We start from the raw sequence: 18307 nt of genomic DNA on the forward strand, positions 1-18307 counted from the left end.
CGGCTAACGTAAATTTTACTCGTTTAGTATAGACAGAAGCTCTTTATTGTCTTTTGTTTTAAGCATCTTCGCGTATAAGAATTTAAGCGCTTCCACATCATCCATCGTCGCGATCGCCGAGCGGATAGCCCAAATTTTTTGCAGCTCGTCAGGCTTTTGCAACAGCTCTTCTTTTCTGGTGCCGGATTTTAGGACGTTGATAGCGGGGTAAATTCGGCGGTCGGAGATGTTTCGATCCAGCACGATCTCACTGTTGCCCGTGCCTTTAAATTCCTCAAAAATAACCTCGTCCATACGCGAGCCGGTGTCGATGAGCGCGGTCGCGATTATGGTCAGGCTACCGCCAAATTCGATATTTCTCGCCGCTCCAAAAAAGCGTTTTGGCTTATGCAGCGCATTTGCATCCACGCCGCCAGTTAGCACCTTGCCGCTTGGCGGGGTCACGGTGTTGTAAGCGCGTGCTAGACGCGTGATGCTATCAAGCAAGATGATGACGTCCTTGCCCATCTCCACAAGTCGCTTTGCCTTTTCGATGACGAGCTCGGCGACGCGCACGTGATTAAGTGCTGGCAGATCAAACGTCGAGCTAAACACCTCGCCCTTGACGCAGCGCTGCATGTCGGTAACCTCCTCGGGACGCTCATCGACTAGAAGTACCATCAGATGCGCCTCGGGGTGGTTTCTAGCGATGCCGTGAGCCAGCTCCTTCATGAGCTCGGTTTTACCGCTCCTTGGCGGGGCAACGATGAGCCCGCGCTGACCCTTGCCAAGCGGTGTGAAAAGATCGAGTACGCGTCCGGTGAGCTTCATCGGATCGTATTCGAGGTGCAGCTTTTCAGTCGGGAAAAGCGGCGTCAGGTTGTCAAAAAGCGGTCGCTCTTTTGCCTCAATGAGGGGCATATAGTTTAACGCTTCGATTTTTAGCAAAGCGTAGTATTTTTCCTGATCTTTTGGCTCGCGAACCTGTCCCGTGACGATGTCGCCCACGCGCAGGGCAAATTTACGGATTTGAGAGTTTGAGACGTAGGCGTCATTTGAGCTGTCGCTTAGATTTGCATCGACCGAGCGCAAGAAGCCATATCCTTCGTTCGTGATCTCCAAAATGCCGGTAAAAAGTATGAAGCCGCCTTGTTTGGTCTGGGCTTTTAAAATTTCAAAAATGAGGTCTTGACGGCGAAATTCGCGCGGATTTTCGACACCGACCTCGTTTGCGATAGCGATGAGATCTTCTAGGCTTAGGGTGCGAAGCTCCTCGATCTTGTGTCCGTCGACTGGGATATGCGTGCGAGTGCTCGGGTATTTTTTAGTCGTTTTTTGATTTTCAGCCACAATGGCTTGATTTGGGGTATTTTCCATGTATCCTCTTTAAAATTACGGAATGATTTGTAGATTTAAAAATAAGTTTCAAAAAGAAGTTTTTGAAGCCCACATTTTATATAAATTTGGCTTTGATGTCAAGCAGGGGCGAAAATATAGGCACTGTTTTAAAATATTACGAGTTCAAAATCTGCCACGCAGTGGCAGCAACCTTAGGCGTGTAGTGTGGGGGAACGAGCGCGTTAGCAGACAGGAGTACGCGGACAGCGTGCAAGTAGCGTTTGCGGTGCGAGCGAGTAGTGGCAAGGGCGGAAAGGGCTACTCGAACGCTGGTCACGTTCTCCCGCAAGTAGAGCCCCTTCTGCCCCTTAATAAATTTTATTAAAATTTTACTTTGCAAATTTTACAAATCAAGAAATTAACGCTTTTTCAAATAGAGCAAATTTAATGCTATAATTGCGCCATTTTTGAAAAGCAAAATCAAAACAGGATGATCAAAATGATGGATTTTAAAGACGGCGCACGCGAGCGACTCATCATAAAGACCGCTCTCATCGGCATCATCACAAATGTCTGCCTCGCCGCGACTAAAATTTGCATCGCACTGGTCTCCGGCTCTGTCGCGATCATTACCGACGCGATAAACAATCTAAGCGACGCGAGCTCGTGCGTGATAACGATATTTGGCTCAAAACTTGCCGCTAAAATGCCTGATGAAGATCACCCCTACGGCTACGGTAGAGTCGAATACATCGGCGGTCTGGTGGTCTCGATCGTTGTGCTGATGCTTGGCTTTGACTTTCTAAAAACCTCTATCTGCAACATCATTTCACCCGTGCAGACTAAATTTACCGCGCCACTTTTGCTGATTTTATTTATCGCGATCTTTGTTAAATTTGCTTTGGGCGCGCACTACCGCAAAGTGGGCAAAAACACAAAATCCATCTCGCTAAAAGCCGTCGGCACGGAGGCTTTGGGCGATGCGATCATCTCTTGCGTAATACTTTTTTCAGCCGCGCTTTCATATTTTTGGGGCGTGCAGATCGACGGCTACGCGGGGGCTTTGGCGTCGCTTTTTATTATCATCAACGGTGTGCTTTTGATAAAAGAAACCTTTGACAAAATCATCGGCGGACGCGTAGAAAAGGAGGTCGTAGATGAAATTTACGCTGCCGTAAATCGCTGCGAGATCGTGCGCGGCTCGTATGACCTGATCCTACACAACTACGGCGTGGAGCGGTTTGTGGGCTCGGTAAATGTCGAAATCGATGAACACTTGCCTATTCGCGAAATTTCACAGACCTTAAACGAACTGCAAATCGAAATTTACAAAAAGTATCGCACCTACTTCGTTTTTGGCGTTTATAGCGTAAATTTGGGGCAAACGCAGGCAAAAGAGTGCATCAAAAGCGCGCTTGCGGAGTTTAAAAGTATCTTAAATTTGCATGCATTTTTTATCGATGATGCTAAAAAGAGCGTGAGATTTGACGTTGTTGTGGATTTTAAAGAGCGAAATTTAAGCCAGCTTCGAGCAAATATCGAAGACATCGTGCGCGAGAGATTTCCGGGATATAAAATTTTCATCGTCATCGATAGGGAATTTAGCTAATATTCTTATAAAATAAAATTTATATAAAGTAAAAAAATTAAATTTTTATCTTAAACTTATCTGCTTTCATATATAATTTATTTAATAAAACCTTATTTTATACCAAAGGAGAGTACGATGAAGGATCTTTCAAGAAGAAATTTCGTCAAAATGAGTGCTGTTGGTGCCGGTATGATGGCGCTTGGTATGAATGCCGACGCGGCGGTCATGAAGGAAAAGACGTCAAATGGGACGAGGATTTTGACGTCGTCATCATAGGCTCGGGGTTTGCGGGGCTGGCTGCTGGCAAGCGGCGGCTTTTGCAGCGATAAATTTTTTAGAAAGCTACAAGACCCTCGCGCAGTGCCGGAATTTGACACCACCAACCACCCTGGAGCGACCGCAGGTGCGCTCATTTCAGCCTTCAAAGTAGGCGCACTACCGGTGCAGATCGGCTGGATACAATACATCCCGTATAAATGCCCGGACGAAAAAGGCAACGGCATAACGAGCAAATTTGCGGCGCAGGCGAGCTTTCGCTACGGCTTTTCGGTCGATCCAAAGACCGGCAAACGTTATATGAACGAGCTTGCCGACAGGAAAATCAGAGCCGACGCGATGTTTAAAATAATCGACGCCAAGGCAAACAGCTATCCGATCAATCTATGCGACTCCGTCGCCGCGGCAAAGCTCGTGCAAAGCGATCTTGAAAACCCGATGAAAAGCGGCGTGATCAAAAAATTTGACACTCTTGACGAGCTCGCAAAAGAGTATAAGATCCCTGCTGAGAAGCTAAAAAAGACTGCCGAGCGCTACAACGGCTTTGTCAAAAGTGGGGTCGACGAGGACTTTGGCAAGCCGATGAAGCTGACTGATGGCATCACGGTCGCCACTGCGCCATTTTACGCGATGCGCGGCGCTCCAAAGCTGCACCACACGATGGGCGGCGTGAAGATCAATACTAAAGCGCAGGTTCTAGACATCAACGACGAGCCAATACCGGGATTTTACGCGGCGGGCGAGATCACGGGAGGCACACATGGAGCGAGCAGGCTTGGCAGCTGCGCGATCTTAGACTGCCTCACGTTTGGTATGATCGCGGGCGAGAATATCGGCTAAATTTAGCTTTAAATTTACGCTTTGAGCGGGGCGAGTCGATCTGCCTCGCTCTTTTAAATCCGCCGCTCAATGCTCGCTCTTTAGCCCCGCTCCGCAAAGCGATATGATGCTCTCTCCTTTTAGCTCGTGCGTTTTTATATAGTTTAGATACGCGGCGTAGATCGCGGCTGTCGTGTGCTCCACGTAAAATCCGCCTCGCGCTAGACGCTGTCTGGTAGGCACGATGTCGGCCTCCGGGATCGTGATGACCTCGCGCTCGCCCTCATAAGAGCCGGCTAAAATTTGCTCGCCTCGCATCGGTTTTCCTATGGCTATGCCCTCGGCCTGGGTCGGCTTTGGCACGATATCGCGAGGCTTGTTTGTCGCGCCAAAAAGCGGAGCGCAGTTCTCACTTTGCACGATGAAAATTTTAGGTGCTTTAGCGATCGCTCCGGCTCTAAGAAGCTCACTAAGGGCGAGCTCGCAGTCGATTAGAAGCGTGCCGTTGCCAACCGGCAAAAAGAAATTTTCAGGCACACGGCCAAGCTGCTCGAAAATCTCATAAACGTATGTCTTCGTGCCTTGATAAAACATCGGGTTGTAGACGTGGTTTGCGTAGTAGACGTCCTCATCTAGCGCCTTTTTACGGCATGCGTCGGCGGTCTCGTCGCGCGAGCCATCAAAGACCGTCGCAGTAGCGCCAAACGCCCTTATCATATCGATCTTCTTTTGCGATGTGCCCTTCGGTACGTAAATTTCACACTCGATGCCCGCTCTGGCGCAGTATGCCGCTACCGAGTTGCCGGCGTTGCCGCTGCTATCTTGCAAGACCTTTTTCACGCCGATAGTTTTGCAAAGCCATATCAAAACAGCCGCCCCGCGGTCTTTGAAAGAAAGCGTGGGCATCGCGTAGTCAAGCTTGAAAAATAGCTTTTCATCAAATCTCACCGTCGCCGTCATGCCCTCGCCCAGCGTGATCTCGCGCCAAATTTCATTTTCTAAAGGCATAAAATTTCGGTACCTAAAGAGGCTAAATTCGCTCTTATCTATAAGATCCGTCGAAAATTTAGGCGGTGTGAAGTCAAGATCGTAAAGCCCGCCACACTCGCAGCGATATTTCGTGCTCTCAAGCGGTGCTTTGGCACCGCATTTACTGCATTTAAATTTCATCGTCTGTCCTTTGCGACATCGCCACGGTCGCTTCTATCTCTACCAGGCAGCCAAAGTGAAGCCCCGACGTGGGTACTACGACGCGAGCCGGCTTATGCTCGCCAAAGAATTTCGCGTATTCATCGTCTATCTCGTCCCAAAACGCGACATCGGGCGTATAAACGCGGCACATCAGCACGTCTTGCCTCTTTGCACCGGCGAGCCTTAAGACCTCGTCTAAATTTGCCAGAGCCTGCCTCGCATGCGCCCTAGCTCCGCCCTCAGGCAGCTTCATCGCCCGCAGATCGATGCTAAGCTGTCCAGAAACATACAGTATCCCTGCGTGCTCCATTGCAGGGACATAGTGCGCCTTTTTCTTTTTTGACGCCTCGGTTTGGTAAAATTTCATGTTTTTCCTTTAAAATTTCGTCGTTTTATGAGTTGTATTTTACCTTAAAATTTTGATTTAATAATGTCTTTTTAAAAACGCTACTACTCTAAACGATAAAAATTTTAAGACGAAGTGTCGTATAATCTTGCGAATAAATTTGAAAGCAAAATGTAACGAAAATGAAAAAATGTAAATGCTCGCATTGTCAGCTGGAATTTGACGAAAGCTCGATGATATCAGCTCCTGATGGTAATAAATTTTGCTGCTCTGGTTGCAAGAACGTCTATGAAATTTTACGCTCGAACGGGCTTGAGGAATTTTACGAAAGGCTCGGCAAAAACACGCTCTCGCCCGCAAAAGAGAGTGAAAATTTCGACGACTCGGCGCGAGATATATACCGAGATTTCATCAAAAAAGATGGAGAATTTAGCAAAATTTCGCTCGTCATCGAGGACATCCACTGCTTTGCGTGCATTTGGCTCGTAGAAAAGGTGCTCTTTGGCACAAATGGCGTCTTAGAAGCGGGCGTGAACGCTACAAACAACAAGGCTCTCATCGTCTGGGACGAGTCGCAAGTAGGCTTGAATGAAATTTTACGCAGGCTAAACAGTGTGGGCTACAAGGCGCATCCTTACGACGCTGAGGGCGAGGAGGCGAGACTGAGCGCTAAAAGGCGGGAATTTTACGCCAAGCTCTTAGTCGGCATTTTTTGCACGATGAATATTATGTGGATCGCCGTAGCGCAATACTCCGGCTATTTTAGCGGTATCAGAGCCGATGTGAAAGCGATCTTGAATTTCGCCGAGTTCGTGCTAGCCACCCCTGTGCTGTTTTACACGGGCGGCGCGTTTTTTGCCGGGGCGCTTACCGCGCTAAAAGGCCGCACGCCAAATATGGATCTGCTAGTCGCCACAGGAGCCAGCCTGGCCTACATTTACTCGGTATATGCGATGTTTTCGCGTAGCGGAGAGGTGTATTTCGACTCGGTCGCGATGATCATCACCTTCGTTTTTATCGGTAAATTCCTTGAAATTTTGAGCAAAAAGCGCGCTGCCGACAGTATCGACGGGCTAAATCACATGCTCCTTGGCGACGTCAGCGTGCTAAAGGACGGCGAAATTTTGCAGATCAATCCGCAAGCCGTCAGTATAAAGGACAAGATCGTGCTAAGAGCGGGACAAAGGGCGCTTATAGACGGCTTCATAGTCCGGGGCGAAGCCAGCTTTGACGCCTCGTCCATAAGCGGCGAGAGCGCACCTGTCTGGCTTGGCGTGGGAGATGAGGTAAAAAGCGGGCTCATTTGCCTTGACGGACGCGTGATCTACGAGGCCAGCGCAAATTTTGAAAATTCATTTTTGAGCAAGATCGTCGCCCTCTTACAAAATGCAAGCCTAAAAAAGCCTCGTATCGAGCAGCTGGCAAATAAAATTTCGTCTAAATTTTCGCTTGGTATCATCTGCGTAGCGCTCGTGACGTTTACGTTTTGGTATATTAAGGGCGGCTTTGAAAACGCGCTCATCTTGGCTATCTCGGTCATCGTGATCGCCTGCCCGTGCGCTCTGGCTCTAGCGACACCGGTGGGCACGCTAGTAGCGCTTGGCGTTGGGCTGAAAAAGGCCGTGATATTTAAAGAGGCCGCGATGATAGAAACCCTCGCAAACTGCGATACGGTGGTCTTTGACAAGACCGGCACGCTCAGCACTGGCAAGCTTTGCGTGAGTAAATTCATAAAATTTAGCGACATCGATACAAACGTGATCTTCTCGCTAGCCGGTGCGTCAAAACACCCCGTAAGCGTAGGCGTGGCGAAATTCCTAGCTGGCAATGGCGCAAAAGCTTTAGAGCTTAGCGACGTAAAAGAGATCGCCGCAAAGGGCGTGAGCGCTAAATTTAAAGGCAAAATTTTAGCCGCCGGCAGCAAAAATTTCATGCGTGAGCTTGGCGTTGATATATCACACTCTAAAAGCGACAAGACGAGCTATTACGTAGCGTTTGAGGGCGTGCTGGCAGCAAAATTCGAGCTAAGCGACGAGCTCAAAAACGACGCGAAAAGCTGCGTAAAGGAGCTAAAAGCGATGGGGCTTAAAACCTATATGCTCACAGGAGATAATCAAAACGTCGCAAAAGAGGTCACGGACGCGCTTGGCATAACGGATTTCAAGGCCTCTTGCCTGCCCGATGAAAAGGCGCGATTTATCAAAAATTTACAGCAAAACGGCGCTAAGATCGTGATGGTAGGAGACGGCATAAACGATACGCTCGCACTTAGCCTGGCACAAATCGCCGTTTGCATGGGTAGCGGAGCCGACGCCAGCCTAGCAAAAAGCGATGTCGTGCTGCTTGATGACAGTCTAAAAAGCCTGCTAAACGCCGTTAAAATAGCGCGCTTCACGCTTGGCAAGATAAAGCAAAATTTAGCCTTTAGCCTTTGCTATAATCTTTTGACTGTCCCGCTTGCGACGATGGGATACGTGATGCCACTGTTTGCGGCGCTTTCGATGTCTTTTAGCTCGATTGCGGTGGTGCTGAATTCTCTCACGATAAGGGCGAAATTTAAGGAAAACGATGAGTAATACGACGCTTGCTTTGATACTGCTGATATCCGTTTTGATGGGGGCTTTTGGGCTTGTGGGGCTTATTTGGGGCATAAAGAACAATCAATTTGAGGACTACCTAAAATTTTTAGACGGAGCGAAATTTGACGACGAGGACGCCCTAAACGACGCATACGAGCTAGAAAAACGCAAAAAAGAGGCGACAAAGCGCAAAGATAAATCTGAGCTTTAAGTAAGGATCTATCCCAGACTGGTCGCCTGAGATAGATCGAAATTTTAGATATTCTCGCCCGCTATCATGCCAAAGACCGCCGCATCAGCCATCCCCATAGTGCCAAGCCTACTCGCGCCCTGGACGCCTCCGGTGACTTCCCCTGCGGCGTAAAGCCCGGGTATAGGCTCCATAGTTTTCATGCTTATGACCTGCGCTTTTTGGTTTATCTCGACTCCACCCATGCAGTATAAAATTTTAGGCACGCTCTGGCTAGCGTAAAACGGCGGCTTTGATACATCTATGCCCTTGACGTCGGCTTTGGTTAGCGGCTTGCCAAAGTCAGGGTCTTTCTCATTTTTAACATATCCGTTAAAGTCGCTTATCGTCTTTAAAAATGGTTCGAGCGGGATATTGTATGCTTTTGCGAGCTCTTCAAGAGTGTTAAATTTCTTGATAGAGCCCATTTCAAGCCCCTTTGCGGTATGTTTTGGATTATTTATATCCACAGCTTGCTGATCGCAGATATGCACCGGATAGTTGTCGTTGCCCGCACTTTCGGCCATTATCTTAAATATAGCGTCGCATTTCACCTTACGGCCTGCATGTTCATCTACAAAGCGTTTACCGGTTTTCGGATCGACACTTAGTCCGTAGCTGTTGCAACAGTCATTAACAAACATCGTCGAGGTGCCAAAACCCTTTTCGTGCGGGTTGGTGTTTGGATTTAGCTGTATCCAGCTTAGCTGCAAAGGATTTGCCCCGATGGCTATGGCCCCGCTGTCGAGCCTGGCTGACTGACAGCTTCGATATTTTCCTTTAAAAACGGCACTTGTTGCACCCTGAACCATTTATCCGAGCTGTATCCGCCAGCGGCCAAAACTACGCCTTTGTTCGCCTTTATGAATTTTACATCGCCGCCTAGATTTTCTTTATCGTCGCTTGCAAATTTACTGTCAAATTTATAGTTTTCGCGGCATTTTATACCTACGACATGTCCGCTTTCATCTTGTATGAATTCATCGAATTTAGTGCGTTTTTTGATGGTGATATTTGCGTCCGCTTCGGCTAATTTTTGCAAAGGCAAGATAAAGTCGGCTCCTGAGGCATTTACTGACTGGATAGCCCTAGCTACCGAGTGGCCGGCGACTGGAAGCACCTTTTCTAGGATCTCGACCCCTGCCTCTTTAAAAAAGCTATACACATCGTTGGCTCTATCATAAATAACGTCCAAAAGGTCGGCGTGGTTTAAATTTAGCCCGTCTTTCATACAATCAGCGATGAAAATTTCCTTGCTATCTTTGATACCTTGTGCTTTTTGGATAGGGTTGTTCGGCACTGCCATCGTGCCGCCGTTTATGACGGAATTTCCACCGATGCGACCCATTTTCTCGATCACCAGCACTTTTAATCCGCGCTTTGACGCCTTAAGTGCGGCTACTAGTCCGGAGATGCCAGAGCCTATGATGACGGCATCGTATTGCTCGTCAAATTTGATATCTTTTGCCTCATCTGCAGCCGCACTCATTGTGCTAAGCGCCAAAATACCGGCTCCTGCCATACCCATTTTTAGCATTTCGCGCCTTGATATATTTTGCATACTCGCTCCTTTTTAAATATTATTTTTAAATTTATAAACTAATATAAATTTAAGTTACCGGATTATAAATGAAATTTTATTATATGTCAAATGATATTTTATGTATAATCATATAACTATTACATTATAATATGTAGAAAATTTAAAGGAAAAATATGAATTTAAGATATATGGAATTTATAGTGACATTGGCAGAGACTAGAAGCTTCACAAAAGCTGCGAAGAAGCTGAAAATGAGTCAGCCACTGCTTTCAAAAAGTATAATATCGCTTGAAAACGAGCTTAAAATTTCGCTTTTTGAGCGAACTACACCGCTTACTCTTACAAAAGCCGGTGAAATTTACGCAGCAAAGGCAAAAATCATGCTTGAAACCTTTCAGGAGCTAAACGATCAGATCAAAGAGCTTAATGGCATCATGACAGGCAAAGTAAGGATAGGATTTTCACAAACCGGCTACAACCTAATGCCAAACATCTTACCTAAATTTTGTAAAAAATTCCCAAAAGCCGATATCAAGATCGTTCAGGCATTTTCCGCCATAAACGTGAGAGATAGACTGATGAAAGACGAGCTGGATCTAGCGATGCTGGTATATCCGATGGATACGCAAGGGCTAGAATATCAGATCATAAAAGAAGATAAGCTATACCTCGTACTGCCAGTCACACACGAGCTTGTCAAAAAATATAAAAACGACGACGATCGATACCCAAAGATCGAGTTCAAAGAGCTGAAAAATGAAAAATTCATATTGCCAAACGCCTATCAAAGAGAGCGTTTTGAATTTGATAAAATTTTTAAAAAAGCCGGCTTTGCGCCAAATATATTTTGCGAGTCCGAGACCGCCGACATCACGGTATCGATAGTAGCCTCCGGGATAGGCGCTTGCTTTGTGCCGCCACAGTTTATAAAAGGCGAGGCCAAAGAGCGTGTGATGCTTTTTGACATAGACGAGCCGCTACTTAAGCAAACGCTGATACTAGCTCACAAACAAGACAAAAAACTACCCAAACTCGCACTTGAATTTATAAAAATGGCAAAAGACGAGCAAATTTAGGGGTAAGCTAAAAAGGCTATTAAATTGGCTCTATTTTATTTTAACTTTCAAACCTTGTTCGCGTCTGTGCTAGGTCGCTCCTGGAAGCGTATAAGATTTGTAAAGCGTTCGTGTAAGAGCAATAACGCTTTTTTAAAACAGAACCATTAAATTTAAGAGCATATTTTTGTAAATTTTACGGAGGGTTTAAAATTTGCTCGATATTGAAATTTTGAGCTTAGGTGCGCTAAATCCGATCAGTCGCCAAAAAGCGCTTTTAGGTCCTTGACAGGCTCTTTGTTTTCGCTATCGGCGGCATTTCTAGCTCCAAGCTCATTTAGCTCGATCTCAAATCCTGTCAGCATACTGGCTAGGCGGATATTTATGCCGTTTTTGCCGATGGCTTTGCTCTTTTGCTCGCCTACTAGGCTAACGATGGCCTTGTTGCCGTCTATCTTGACAGAGCTGATGATCGCAGGTGCCATCGCACGAGAGATAAATATCGCCGGCTCGCTCGCATACTCGATCGCATCGATGTTTTCATCATGAAGCTCTTTGCTGACGGCGTTTATCCTCACGCCTTTCGTGCCGACGGTAGCTCCCACGGGATCGATGTTTGGAGTAGTCGAGATGAGCGCGACCTTAGCCCGCTCGCCCGGTATCCTGGCGCTATTTTGTATGATGATGCCACCGTCTTTGATCTCCGGTACTTCGGCTTTTAGCAGAGCTTCTAAAAATTTAGGCGATGTGCGAGACAGCTCGACTCTGATGCCTAAATTTTTATCCGTAAATACCTTGCGGATAACCGCTTTTACGACGTCTCCTATTTTAAATTTCTCCCCTTTTATGCGGTTTTTACGAGGCAAGATCGCCCGAAGCTCGTCGATCTCGATATATGTATTTTCGTCGTTGTCTACGCGTACGACCGAGCCAAAGACCATCTGTCCGACCATTTCGTCGTATTTTTGAAAAATTTTCTCCTCGACTAGGCGCTGGATGTGGTATTCAAGCTCTTTGTGAAGCGTCTGAGCTGCGGTCCTGCCGAGGTTATCAAGGCTTAACTCGTATGTGAGCTCATCGCCCACTTCAACGCCACTATCGATCTTTTTGGCCTCTTTTAGACTGATAAAATGCTCATTATCCTCATTTAGGCGCTCATCATCGTTTGCGACTATTAAAATTTTTTGATAAAGCTTTAAATTTTTATTTGCATCGATTGTAACGTCATATTCGTAGTTCTCGCTATAAACGCGTTTTGCGGTGTTTATGAGCGCTCTTATGACGCGCTCTTTGACATCGTCTATCTGCAAGCCTTTTTCGTTTGCTATGGACTCGATAATATCTGAAATTCTTTCCATTATTCCTCCGTTATGACGATAAAATTTTGGGGATTTTTAATCGTGAAGTTTGGCAATTATACAATTTTGATACTAATAAAAACTTTAATGAGAGTTTTATTACCTTTTTGATATACTCACGAATTCAAAAAAGCTAAAATAAGGATGAAAAATGGAGCTAAAACTTGCTAGAACCGAGATAGACGCAAAACCAAAAACTATCTCGCTTGATAAGATCGAGGCCGCAGTTAGCAAAGAGGGGCAGAAAATTTTTTATTTCGATAAAGAAAACAGCCACAAACAGCTGATCGCCCTGGTCGAATTTTTCGAAGAAAAAGGGCTAAGCGTCTATCACAGGACCGTTAGATACGGGCTTGACGACAATGACTATATGTATGAAGTCCACATACTTTAATGAGTAAAAAGCTTTTCATACAGACCTTAGGCTGCGCGATGAATGTGCGAGACAGCGAGCACATCATCGCCGAGCTCTCGCAAAAAGAGGACTACACGCTCACGCAAAATTTAGAAGAAGCCGACCTCATTTTAATCAACACCTGCTCGGTGCGCGAAAAGCCCGTGCATAAGCTTTTTAGCGAGGTCGGAGCTTTTGAAAAAGCCAAAAAAAACGGCGCAAAAATCGGCGTTTGCGGCTGCACTGCAAGCCACCTCGGGGACGAAATTTTTAAACGCGCTCCTTACGTTGATTTCGTGCTTGGCGCAAGAAACGTCAGTAAAATTTCAACCGCCGTCAAGACACCTAAATTTATCAGCACCGACATCAACCACGACGAGAGCGAGTATGCATTCGGCGAATTTCGCGGCTCGCCCTACAAAAGCCATATCAATATCTCGATAGGCTGCGATAAAAAATGCACCTACTGCATCGTCCCACACACACGCGGCGACGAGATCTCCATCCCTGCAAATTTGATCCTGCGTGAGGTCGAAAAGGCCGCCACAAACGGAGCAAAAGAGATATTTTTGCTCGGGCAAAACGTAAATAACTACGGCAAACGTTTTTCTGGCGCGCACGAAAAGATCGATTTTAGCGACCTGCTCGTGCGTATCAGCGAAGTCGCAGGCGTCGAGCGCATCCGCTTCACCAGCCCTCATCCGCTTCACATGGACGATAAATTTCTTGAAATTTTCTCGCAAAATCCTAAAATTTGCAAGTCCATGCATATGCCACTTCAAAGCGGCAACACCAAAGTCCTACGCGAGATGAAGCGCGGCTACACGAAAGAGTGGTTTTTAGACCGAGCCGCAAAACTGCGCGAAATGTGCCCGGACGTGAGCATCTCGACTGACATCATCGTCGCATTTCCTGGCGAGAGCGACGCGGAGTTTGAGGACACGATGGACGTGCTTGAAAGGGTAAAATTCGAGCAAATTTTTAGCTTTAAGTATTCGCCACGCCCGATGACAAAGGCGGCGGAATTTACCAATCAAATCGACGAAGCCACCGCGTCTGCACGCTTAACACGCCTGCAAAGCCGCCACAACGAAATTTTAGACGAGATCGTCGCGGCGCAAGAGGGCAAAATTTTAGATGTATATTTCGAAGAGCTTCGCGCAAATGGCGGCGTTGCCGGACGCAGCTTCAATAACTTTCTCGTTCAAGTAAATGGCAGCGAGGAGCTACTGGGCAGGACGCTAAAAGTAAAGATAACAGATCCAAAGCGAATGGTGCTTTATGGCGAGCTCGCAAACTAGCAAATGGCAAAATTTCAAAATAAGCATAAGCGTTTATCTCATCTATGCGCTCATGCGACTCATCTTTTTAACCTGCAAAAAAAGCTACCGGGATAACGGCGTAAAAGTGCCTCAAAAAGGCTGCGTAGTCGTCTTTTGGCACGGCAGACTGGCCTTTATGAGCTACGCCTACAAAAAATGGTGGCAACCGATCAAAAAACCGGCAAAAGTGATAATCAGCGATCACAAAGACGGCGAGCTCATCACTCGCGTAATGAAGCTTTTTGACATAGGCGCTATAAGGGGCAGCAGCTCAAAAGGCGGTGCAAAGGCGCTGATAACGGCACTGCAAGACATAAAAAGCGGCACAGATGTCATCATTACACCTGATGGCCCGCGCGGGCCAAGGCATAGCGTCGCAGACGGAGCCGTCATCATCGCGCAGAAAACAAATAGCGAAATTTACGTGCTAAACTACGAGGCAAGCTCATTTTGGGAGTTTAAAAGCTGGGACAAGATGATACTGCCAAAGCCCTTTTGCAAGATAAATTTCAGCCTCTCGCGCCCATTTGACGTAAATGCCCTTAGCATCGAAGCAGCAAAAGAGCGGATACAAAACGAGCTTTGGACGGCATCGCAAAAAGACGGTGGCAAAAGCGTGCAAAGCCACAAACACGACTTTATCCAAAATTTAAAAATTTGGTGGGCGAAAAACGAGAGCAAAAATCCTCAAATCAGCAATGAACTAAGAGAAATTTTAGAAAAAGAAGCAAAATGAGAGCGAAGCTGGCAGCTGTATTTTTGTCGATATTCATCATCATAGCAGGCTGGCTGTTTTTCGAGACGAACGGCTCATATCAGCTCTCTTTCAAAGCAAAATTTTACTACGAGATAGGAAATTTCGACGAGGCTTTCAAGCTCAGTCAAAGAGCATTAGAGCTTGATCATTACAACAAAATGGCGAGCACTCTCGTAAATCAAAGTAAGATCGCGCTGAAATTTACAGCCTACATAAACGAGGGCAAAAAATATCTGCGAAATATAAAACAAATGAGCCAAAATGAAGTAAGCAACGCTGACCGTGAGCGCATAAAGCTGATGTGCGACATCATGATAGAGGGCTACTCGCAGCTGCAAGACAGCCCGCTACTTGACAGCGATCTAAAAAATGAGGCGAAAAATATGAGAGAAAATTTCGTCAAATTAAAAAATGAACTCTTTTAATTTTTTTTAATGCGTTTTTTGGGTAATATTATGAAATCACGCATTAAATTTTAGGAGCATCATGTCGTTTTCTATCCGCCGCCTCTTTTCAAATTTATTTTTAAGCGCCGTCATAGAAGGAACGGAATGCCTATTTTACGGACGCGTTTTTAGAAATGGCAAGGTGATAAAAACGATAAACGCTAAATTTACCGATATAGACCCGCAAAATGTCGATCAAAAGGTCATCGACTACATAAAGCTTCAAGAAAAGAGCTATTTTGGCGTATATGTCTCGCTATTTTTCAATGAGGATTCGCAAGGAGCGGTGCCGACCGTCCACGAGGAAGAATACAAAAAATTCAACATAAGCTCATATGGCCTAACAAGCCTGAAAATGCAAGATGATTGGAGCATTTACGCCGATCTTTTGGCTATTAAAAAGGTCAGAGATACCTTTGGCGATGGTAGCGTGGATCTCATCTACTCGCCTATATCTTTGATGTTTTTTGAGCTCTTAAAACGCGGAATTTCGCCCAAGACCACACTTTATCTTTATATACACGCGGACTCTTTCGCGCTTTCTATCTTTAAAAACAAGCAAATGAAGCTATCGACATTTTTTAGGATAGAGGATAGTCAAAGCGCTCCTTCAGACGATCAAATGTTCAAAGAAGAGGACATAACGGATATCGACAACCTCATCATCAAAGAAGAAGAGGACGCGGGATCTTTAGATGATTTCAAGAGCCTAGACGAGATGCTAAACGGCGATAAACTAAAGGATTTTGAAGACCTAAACTACGAACTTAATATGCCTGCGTCCACAAACGTCGAAAAATCGGTCGCGATCTTTGGCCGAGATATGAGTATGTTTAGCTATATCACCGCAGCGATGAAGGAATTTTATCAAAATCCAATATACGATGGCGATTTCATAGAGCAAGTAGTGATATTTGAAAATACCAAAACGAGCGCGACTTTCGTGCAATACTTGCAAGCGGAGCTCTTCGTCGAAACCTCCGTCTATCCGATAAATACGCTACATATAATGAACGAGCTCATGCAAAAAGAGATACCGCTATGACTTTTAGTTTCGTTACACCCGAGCCAAGGCCGCTATTAAGCATATTCAGCAAGCTGTGGATGCTACTTATCAGCTTTGTTTTCGCGATGCTTTTAGTGATAAATTTTTTCATCGTTTATAAAAACTACTCGATCTCGCAAAACACCCAAAAACTGGCGATCGAGCAGGAGCATCTAAATCAAAGAAGTATCCAGACCGATGAGCTTACGGCAAAACTATCTACACAAATAGACGCTGCGATGGACATCTATACGTCAAATTCTATCCTCAAGCAAAGCCTTCACAACCTCTTTGACTTAGTGCCTGACAGCATAACGCTTGAAGAGGTTTTTATGGATAAAAATTCACTCATCATACGAGGCATAACGCCGACTAAAGACGTCTTCAACCAGCTCTTGGCCTCGCCGCTAAGATCGATATTCACGACATCAAATACAAGCTTTTATCAGACCAAAAACGGCTGGTACGGCTTTATAAGCACAAATAAAATAGACAACTCCGAGGGCTACAATGAGTAAAAAAGACACGAGCTTAGAAAAGATCGACATGGTCAAGCTCTTGCTGTATATTTTTATTTTCATTATAGTTTGCCTCGTGATGATCTTTGGTTTTATCGTCCCAAACATCAAAGAATATAAAAATTTAAACCACGAGAACCGCTCTCAAATGGCCTCTTACGCCAAAGTCAAGCAAAGCTACGATACAAAATTTGCGACTCTTGAGGCAATGAAAGAAAAGGATAAATTCATAATCGGCTCTTATGATAAAAAATTCGATAAGGACAAATTCATAAATTTCGCCTCGACATATTTTAGCGAGGTCAGTCTCAGCGAGCTTGGCGATGAAAATTTAGACGCAAACAGCACCGAGAAATTTTTCAGATATCAGCTAAATGTCACGAGTTCGCTCAGAACTCCGCAGAAATTTTACGATTTCCTTGACGCACTGGGTAAATACGAAAGCATCATAAAAGCGGAATTTCCTATAACGATGAAGGGCGAGAACGACAAGATCCATACGACCTTTAATATACGAGTTTATGGGCTTAGATAAGATTTTGCCTTAAAATCCCGACGTCAAAATTTACGCTGTAAAGATAGCCGCGATTGATCGGCGGCACTCTTAAAACGCGGCATCTCTCCTTAAAATTTTTATCCATGCTCGCACTTACAAACGGCGTTACGAGGATGAAATTTTCATTAGCTCCGACCGCGACCTTGCCCGATATGACGCAACCTTTTTCGAGGCATCTTTCGCACTCTTTTCTTTGAGCCTCACTCATCAAAACGCCTAAAATTTTACAGACCTTATCCACACCGCGCATAGCGCTCTCGTCCTTTTTAACGAGATAAATTTTATCTGTGACCGAGGTAAAGCTAGAGCGTAACGTCTGTGCGTCGCCTTGTAAAAGCTCGAAGCTTTTTATCACGCCATTTGAAAATCGCGTCAAAAACGGCTCGCTAAAATTTTGACGCATGAAATTTCGTTTAAATTTATGGCTGAAATTCGTCTCGTCGATGAAGTAGTTCAGCCCTCGCTCTTTTAAAAAAGCTTCGAGCTGAGACTTTTTAAATTTAAGCAGCGGCCTAAGTATATCGTAGTCCTTTCGCCTCTCAAAATCGCTCATTCCAAGCAGTTCGTTTAGCCCGGCGCCCTTGGCAAGCTGCATCAAAAACCACTCGAATCTATCATCCAGCTGATGTGCCAAGATCAAATTTTTATAGCCATTTTTGGCGCAAATTTCAGCGAAAAACTCATATCTCGCCTTTCTTGCGGTGCATTCAAAATTCGATCGGCTAAGATTCACGCTTTTAGTAAAACATTTTTTATCAAATTTAGCCGCTAAAGCCCTGGCTGACGCGACCTCGTCCTTACTTTGGGCGCGCTCGTTGTAATCTACTATCGCGATATCAAAGCCTACGCCAGCGTCGTTTAAAATATAAAAAAGCGCGGTGCTATCGACACCGTGAGAGAAAGCAAGCAGATTTTTCACGCCCTTTAGCTTTTCAAGCAGGTGCGCCTCTATCCACTCGCTCATG

Annotated in this window: 17 protein-coding genes and 3 pseudogenes; 14 read left to right on the forward strand and 6 right to left on the reverse strand. The window is 45.6% G+C overall.

Features of this window, described 5'->3' with window-relative positions; translation table 11 throughout:
* Nucleotides 1-15: 15 nt before the first annotated feature.
* The gene (gene rho, locus HMPREF1139_RS10470; protein ID WP_009651463.1) at nucleotides 16-1356 is read right to left on the reverse strand and encodes a transcription termination factor Rho; all 1341 of its coding nucleotides are present in this window, start codon (nucleotides 1354-1356) and stop codon (nucleotides 16-18) included.
* Nucleotides 1357-1540: 184 nt separating this feature from the next.
* Between rho and HMPREF1139_RS11600 the strand changes: the two genes are divergently transcribed.
* From HMPREF1139_RS11600 to HMPREF1139_RS10485, 4 genes and pseudogenes are all read left to right on the forward strand, one after another.
* Complete coding sequence (locus HMPREF1139_RS11600; RefSeq protein WP_009651382.1) at nucleotides 1541-1702, forward strand: hypothetical protein; 162 nt, start codon at nucleotides 1541-1543, stop codon at nucleotides 1700-1702.
* A 114-nt stretch (nucleotides 1703-1816) separates the two neighbouring features.
* Complete coding sequence (locus HMPREF1139_RS10475; protein WP_232209623.1) at nucleotides 1817-2926, forward strand: cation diffusion facilitator family transporter; 1110 nt, start codon at nucleotides 1817-1819, stop codon at nucleotides 2924-2926.
* Nucleotides 2927-3043: 117 nt separating this feature from the next.
* The gene (locus HMPREF1139_RS10480) at nucleotides 3044-3184 is read left to right on the forward strand and encodes a twin-arginine translocation signal domain-containing protein (protein ID WP_009651411.1); all 141 of its coding nucleotides are present in this window, start codon (nucleotides 3044-3046) and stop codon (nucleotides 3182-3184) included.
* Between the two features lie 12 nt (nucleotides 3185-3196).
* Nucleotides 3197-4024, forward strand: a pseudogene (locus HMPREF1139_RS10485) (FAD-binding protein); the annotation flags it as partial.
* A gap of 66 nt (nucleotides 4025-4090) precedes the next feature.
* On the opposite strand, the gene HMPREF1139_RS10490 reads toward HMPREF1139_RS10485, so the two are convergent.
* Both HMPREF1139_RS10490 and HMPREF1139_RS10495 read right to left on the reverse strand, forming a co-directional pair.
* Nucleotides 4091-5173, reverse strand: a complete 1083-nt coding sequence (locus HMPREF1139_RS10490) for a pyridoxal-phosphate dependent enzyme (RefSeq protein ID WP_009651441.1) — start codon at nucleotides 5171-5173, stop codon at nucleotides 4091-4093.
* Nucleotides 5163-5561 (reverse strand): RidA family protein, encoded by a 399-nt coding sequence (locus tag HMPREF1139_RS10495; RefSeq protein ID WP_009651103.1) that lies wholly within the window; start codon nucleotides 5559-5561, stop codon nucleotides 5163-5165. Before HMPREF1139_RS10495 ends, HMPREF1139_RS10490 begins: the two co-directional genes overlap by 11 nt.
* A gap of 161 nt (nucleotides 5562-5722) precedes the next feature.
* On the opposite strand from HMPREF1139_RS10495, the gene HMPREF1139_RS10500 reads away from it, so the two are divergent.
* Both HMPREF1139_RS10500 and ccoS read left to right on the forward strand, forming a co-directional pair.
* On the forward strand, nucleotides 5723-8116 hold the full coding sequence (locus tag HMPREF1139_RS10500; RefSeq protein WP_009651352.1) for a heavy metal translocating P-type ATPase: 2394 nt from the start codon (nucleotides 5723-5725) through the stop codon (nucleotides 8114-8116).
* Nucleotides 8109-8330, forward strand: coding sequence for a cbb3-type cytochrome oxidase assembly protein CcoS (gene ccoS / locus HMPREF1139_RS10505; protein ID WP_009651475.1), 222 nt, complete (start codon nucleotides 8109-8111; stop codon nucleotides 8328-8330). Before HMPREF1139_RS10500 ends, ccoS begins: the two co-directional genes overlap by 8 nt.
* 44 nt (nucleotides 8331-8374) lie before the next feature.
* On the opposite strand, the pseudogene HMPREF1139_RS10510 reads toward ccoS, so the two are convergent.
* Nucleotides 8375-9909 (reverse strand): annotated as a pseudogene (locus tag HMPREF1139_RS10510) (flavocytochrome c).
* A 155-nt stretch (nucleotides 9910-10064) separates the two neighbouring features.
* On the opposite strand from HMPREF1139_RS10510, the gene HMPREF1139_RS10515 reads away from it, so the two are divergent.
* On the forward strand, nucleotides 10065-10967 hold the full coding sequence (locus HMPREF1139_RS10515) for a LysR family transcriptional regulator (RefSeq protein WP_009651363.1): 903 nt from the start codon (nucleotides 10065-10067) through the stop codon (nucleotides 10965-10967).
* Nucleotides 10968-11203: 236 nt separating this feature from the next.
* Here HMPREF1139_RS10515 and nusA read toward each other — a convergent pair whose 3' ends face one another.
* A complete protein-coding gene (gene nusA, locus HMPREF1139_RS10520; protein WP_009651177.1) occupies nucleotides 11204-12304 on the reverse strand; it encodes a transcription termination factor NusA in 1101 nt (366 codons plus the stop codon).
* 151 nt (nucleotides 12305-12455) lie between these two features.
* Between nusA and HMPREF1139_RS10525 the strand changes: the two genes are divergently transcribed.
* The 7 genes and pseudogenes from HMPREF1139_RS10525 to HMPREF1139_RS10555 all read left to right on the forward strand — a co-directional run bounded on the left by HMPREF1139_RS10525 (nucleotide 12456) and on the right by HMPREF1139_RS10555 (nucleotide 17321).
* Nucleotides 12456-12698 carry an HP0268 family nuclease gene (locus HMPREF1139_RS10525; protein ID WP_009651142.1) on the forward strand — a complete coding sequence of 81 codons (243 nt, stop codon included), beginning with the start codon at nucleotides 12456-12458 and terminating at the stop codon, nucleotides 12696-12698.
* The gene (miaB, locus tag HMPREF1139_RS10530) at nucleotides 12698-13999 is read left to right on the forward strand and encodes a tRNA (N6-isopentenyl adenosine(37)-C2)-methylthiotransferase MiaB (protein WP_034966507.1); all 1302 of its coding nucleotides are present in this window, start codon (nucleotides 12698-12700) and stop codon (nucleotides 13997-13999) included. Before HMPREF1139_RS10525 ends, miaB begins: the two co-directional genes overlap by 1 nt.
* Nucleotides 13959-14603: pseudogene (locus HMPREF1139_RS10535) on the forward strand (lysophospholipid acyltransferase family protein); the annotation flags it as partial. The gene miaB and the pseudogene HMPREF1139_RS10535, both read left to right, overlap by 41 nt.
* A 149-nt stretch (nucleotides 14604-14752) precedes the next feature.
* The gene (locus HMPREF1139_RS10540) at nucleotides 14753-15202 is read left to right on the forward strand and encodes a hypothetical protein (RefSeq protein ID WP_009651180.1); all 450 of its coding nucleotides are present in this window, start codon (nucleotides 14753-14755) and stop codon (nucleotides 15200-15202) included.
* Between the two features lie 61 nt (nucleotides 15203-15263).
* Nucleotides 15264-16268, forward strand: a complete 1005-nt coding sequence (locus HMPREF1139_RS10545) for a hypothetical protein (protein ID WP_009651296.1) — start codon at nucleotides 15264-15266, stop codon at nucleotides 16266-16268.
* On the forward strand, nucleotides 16265-16786 hold the full coding sequence (locus tag HMPREF1139_RS10550; protein ID WP_009651360.1) for a membrane protein: 522 nt from the start codon (nucleotides 16265-16267) through the stop codon (nucleotides 16784-16786). Before HMPREF1139_RS10545 ends, HMPREF1139_RS10550 begins: the two co-directional genes overlap by 4 nt.
* A complete protein-coding gene (locus HMPREF1139_RS10555; RefSeq protein WP_009651300.1) occupies nucleotides 16779-17321 on the forward strand; it encodes a hypothetical protein in 543 nt (180 codons plus the stop codon). The genes HMPREF1139_RS10550 and HMPREF1139_RS10555 overlap by 8 nt, the downstream gene beginning before the upstream one ends.
* Here the strand turns inward: HMPREF1139_RS10555 and tilS are convergent.
* Nucleotides 17314-18306, reverse strand: coding sequence for a tRNA lysidine(34) synthetase TilS (gene tilS, locus HMPREF1139_RS10560; RefSeq protein WP_009651415.1), 993 nt, complete (start codon nucleotides 18304-18306; stop codon nucleotides 17314-17316). The genes HMPREF1139_RS10555 and tilS overlap by 8 nt on opposite strands.
* Nucleotide 18307 lies beyond the last annotated feature (1 nt).

Source organism: Campylobacter sp. FOBRC14 (assembly GCF_000287855.1).
Classification (GTDB): domain Bacteria; phylum Campylobacterota; class Campylobacteria; order Campylobacterales; family Campylobacteraceae; genus Campylobacter_A; species Campylobacter_A curvus.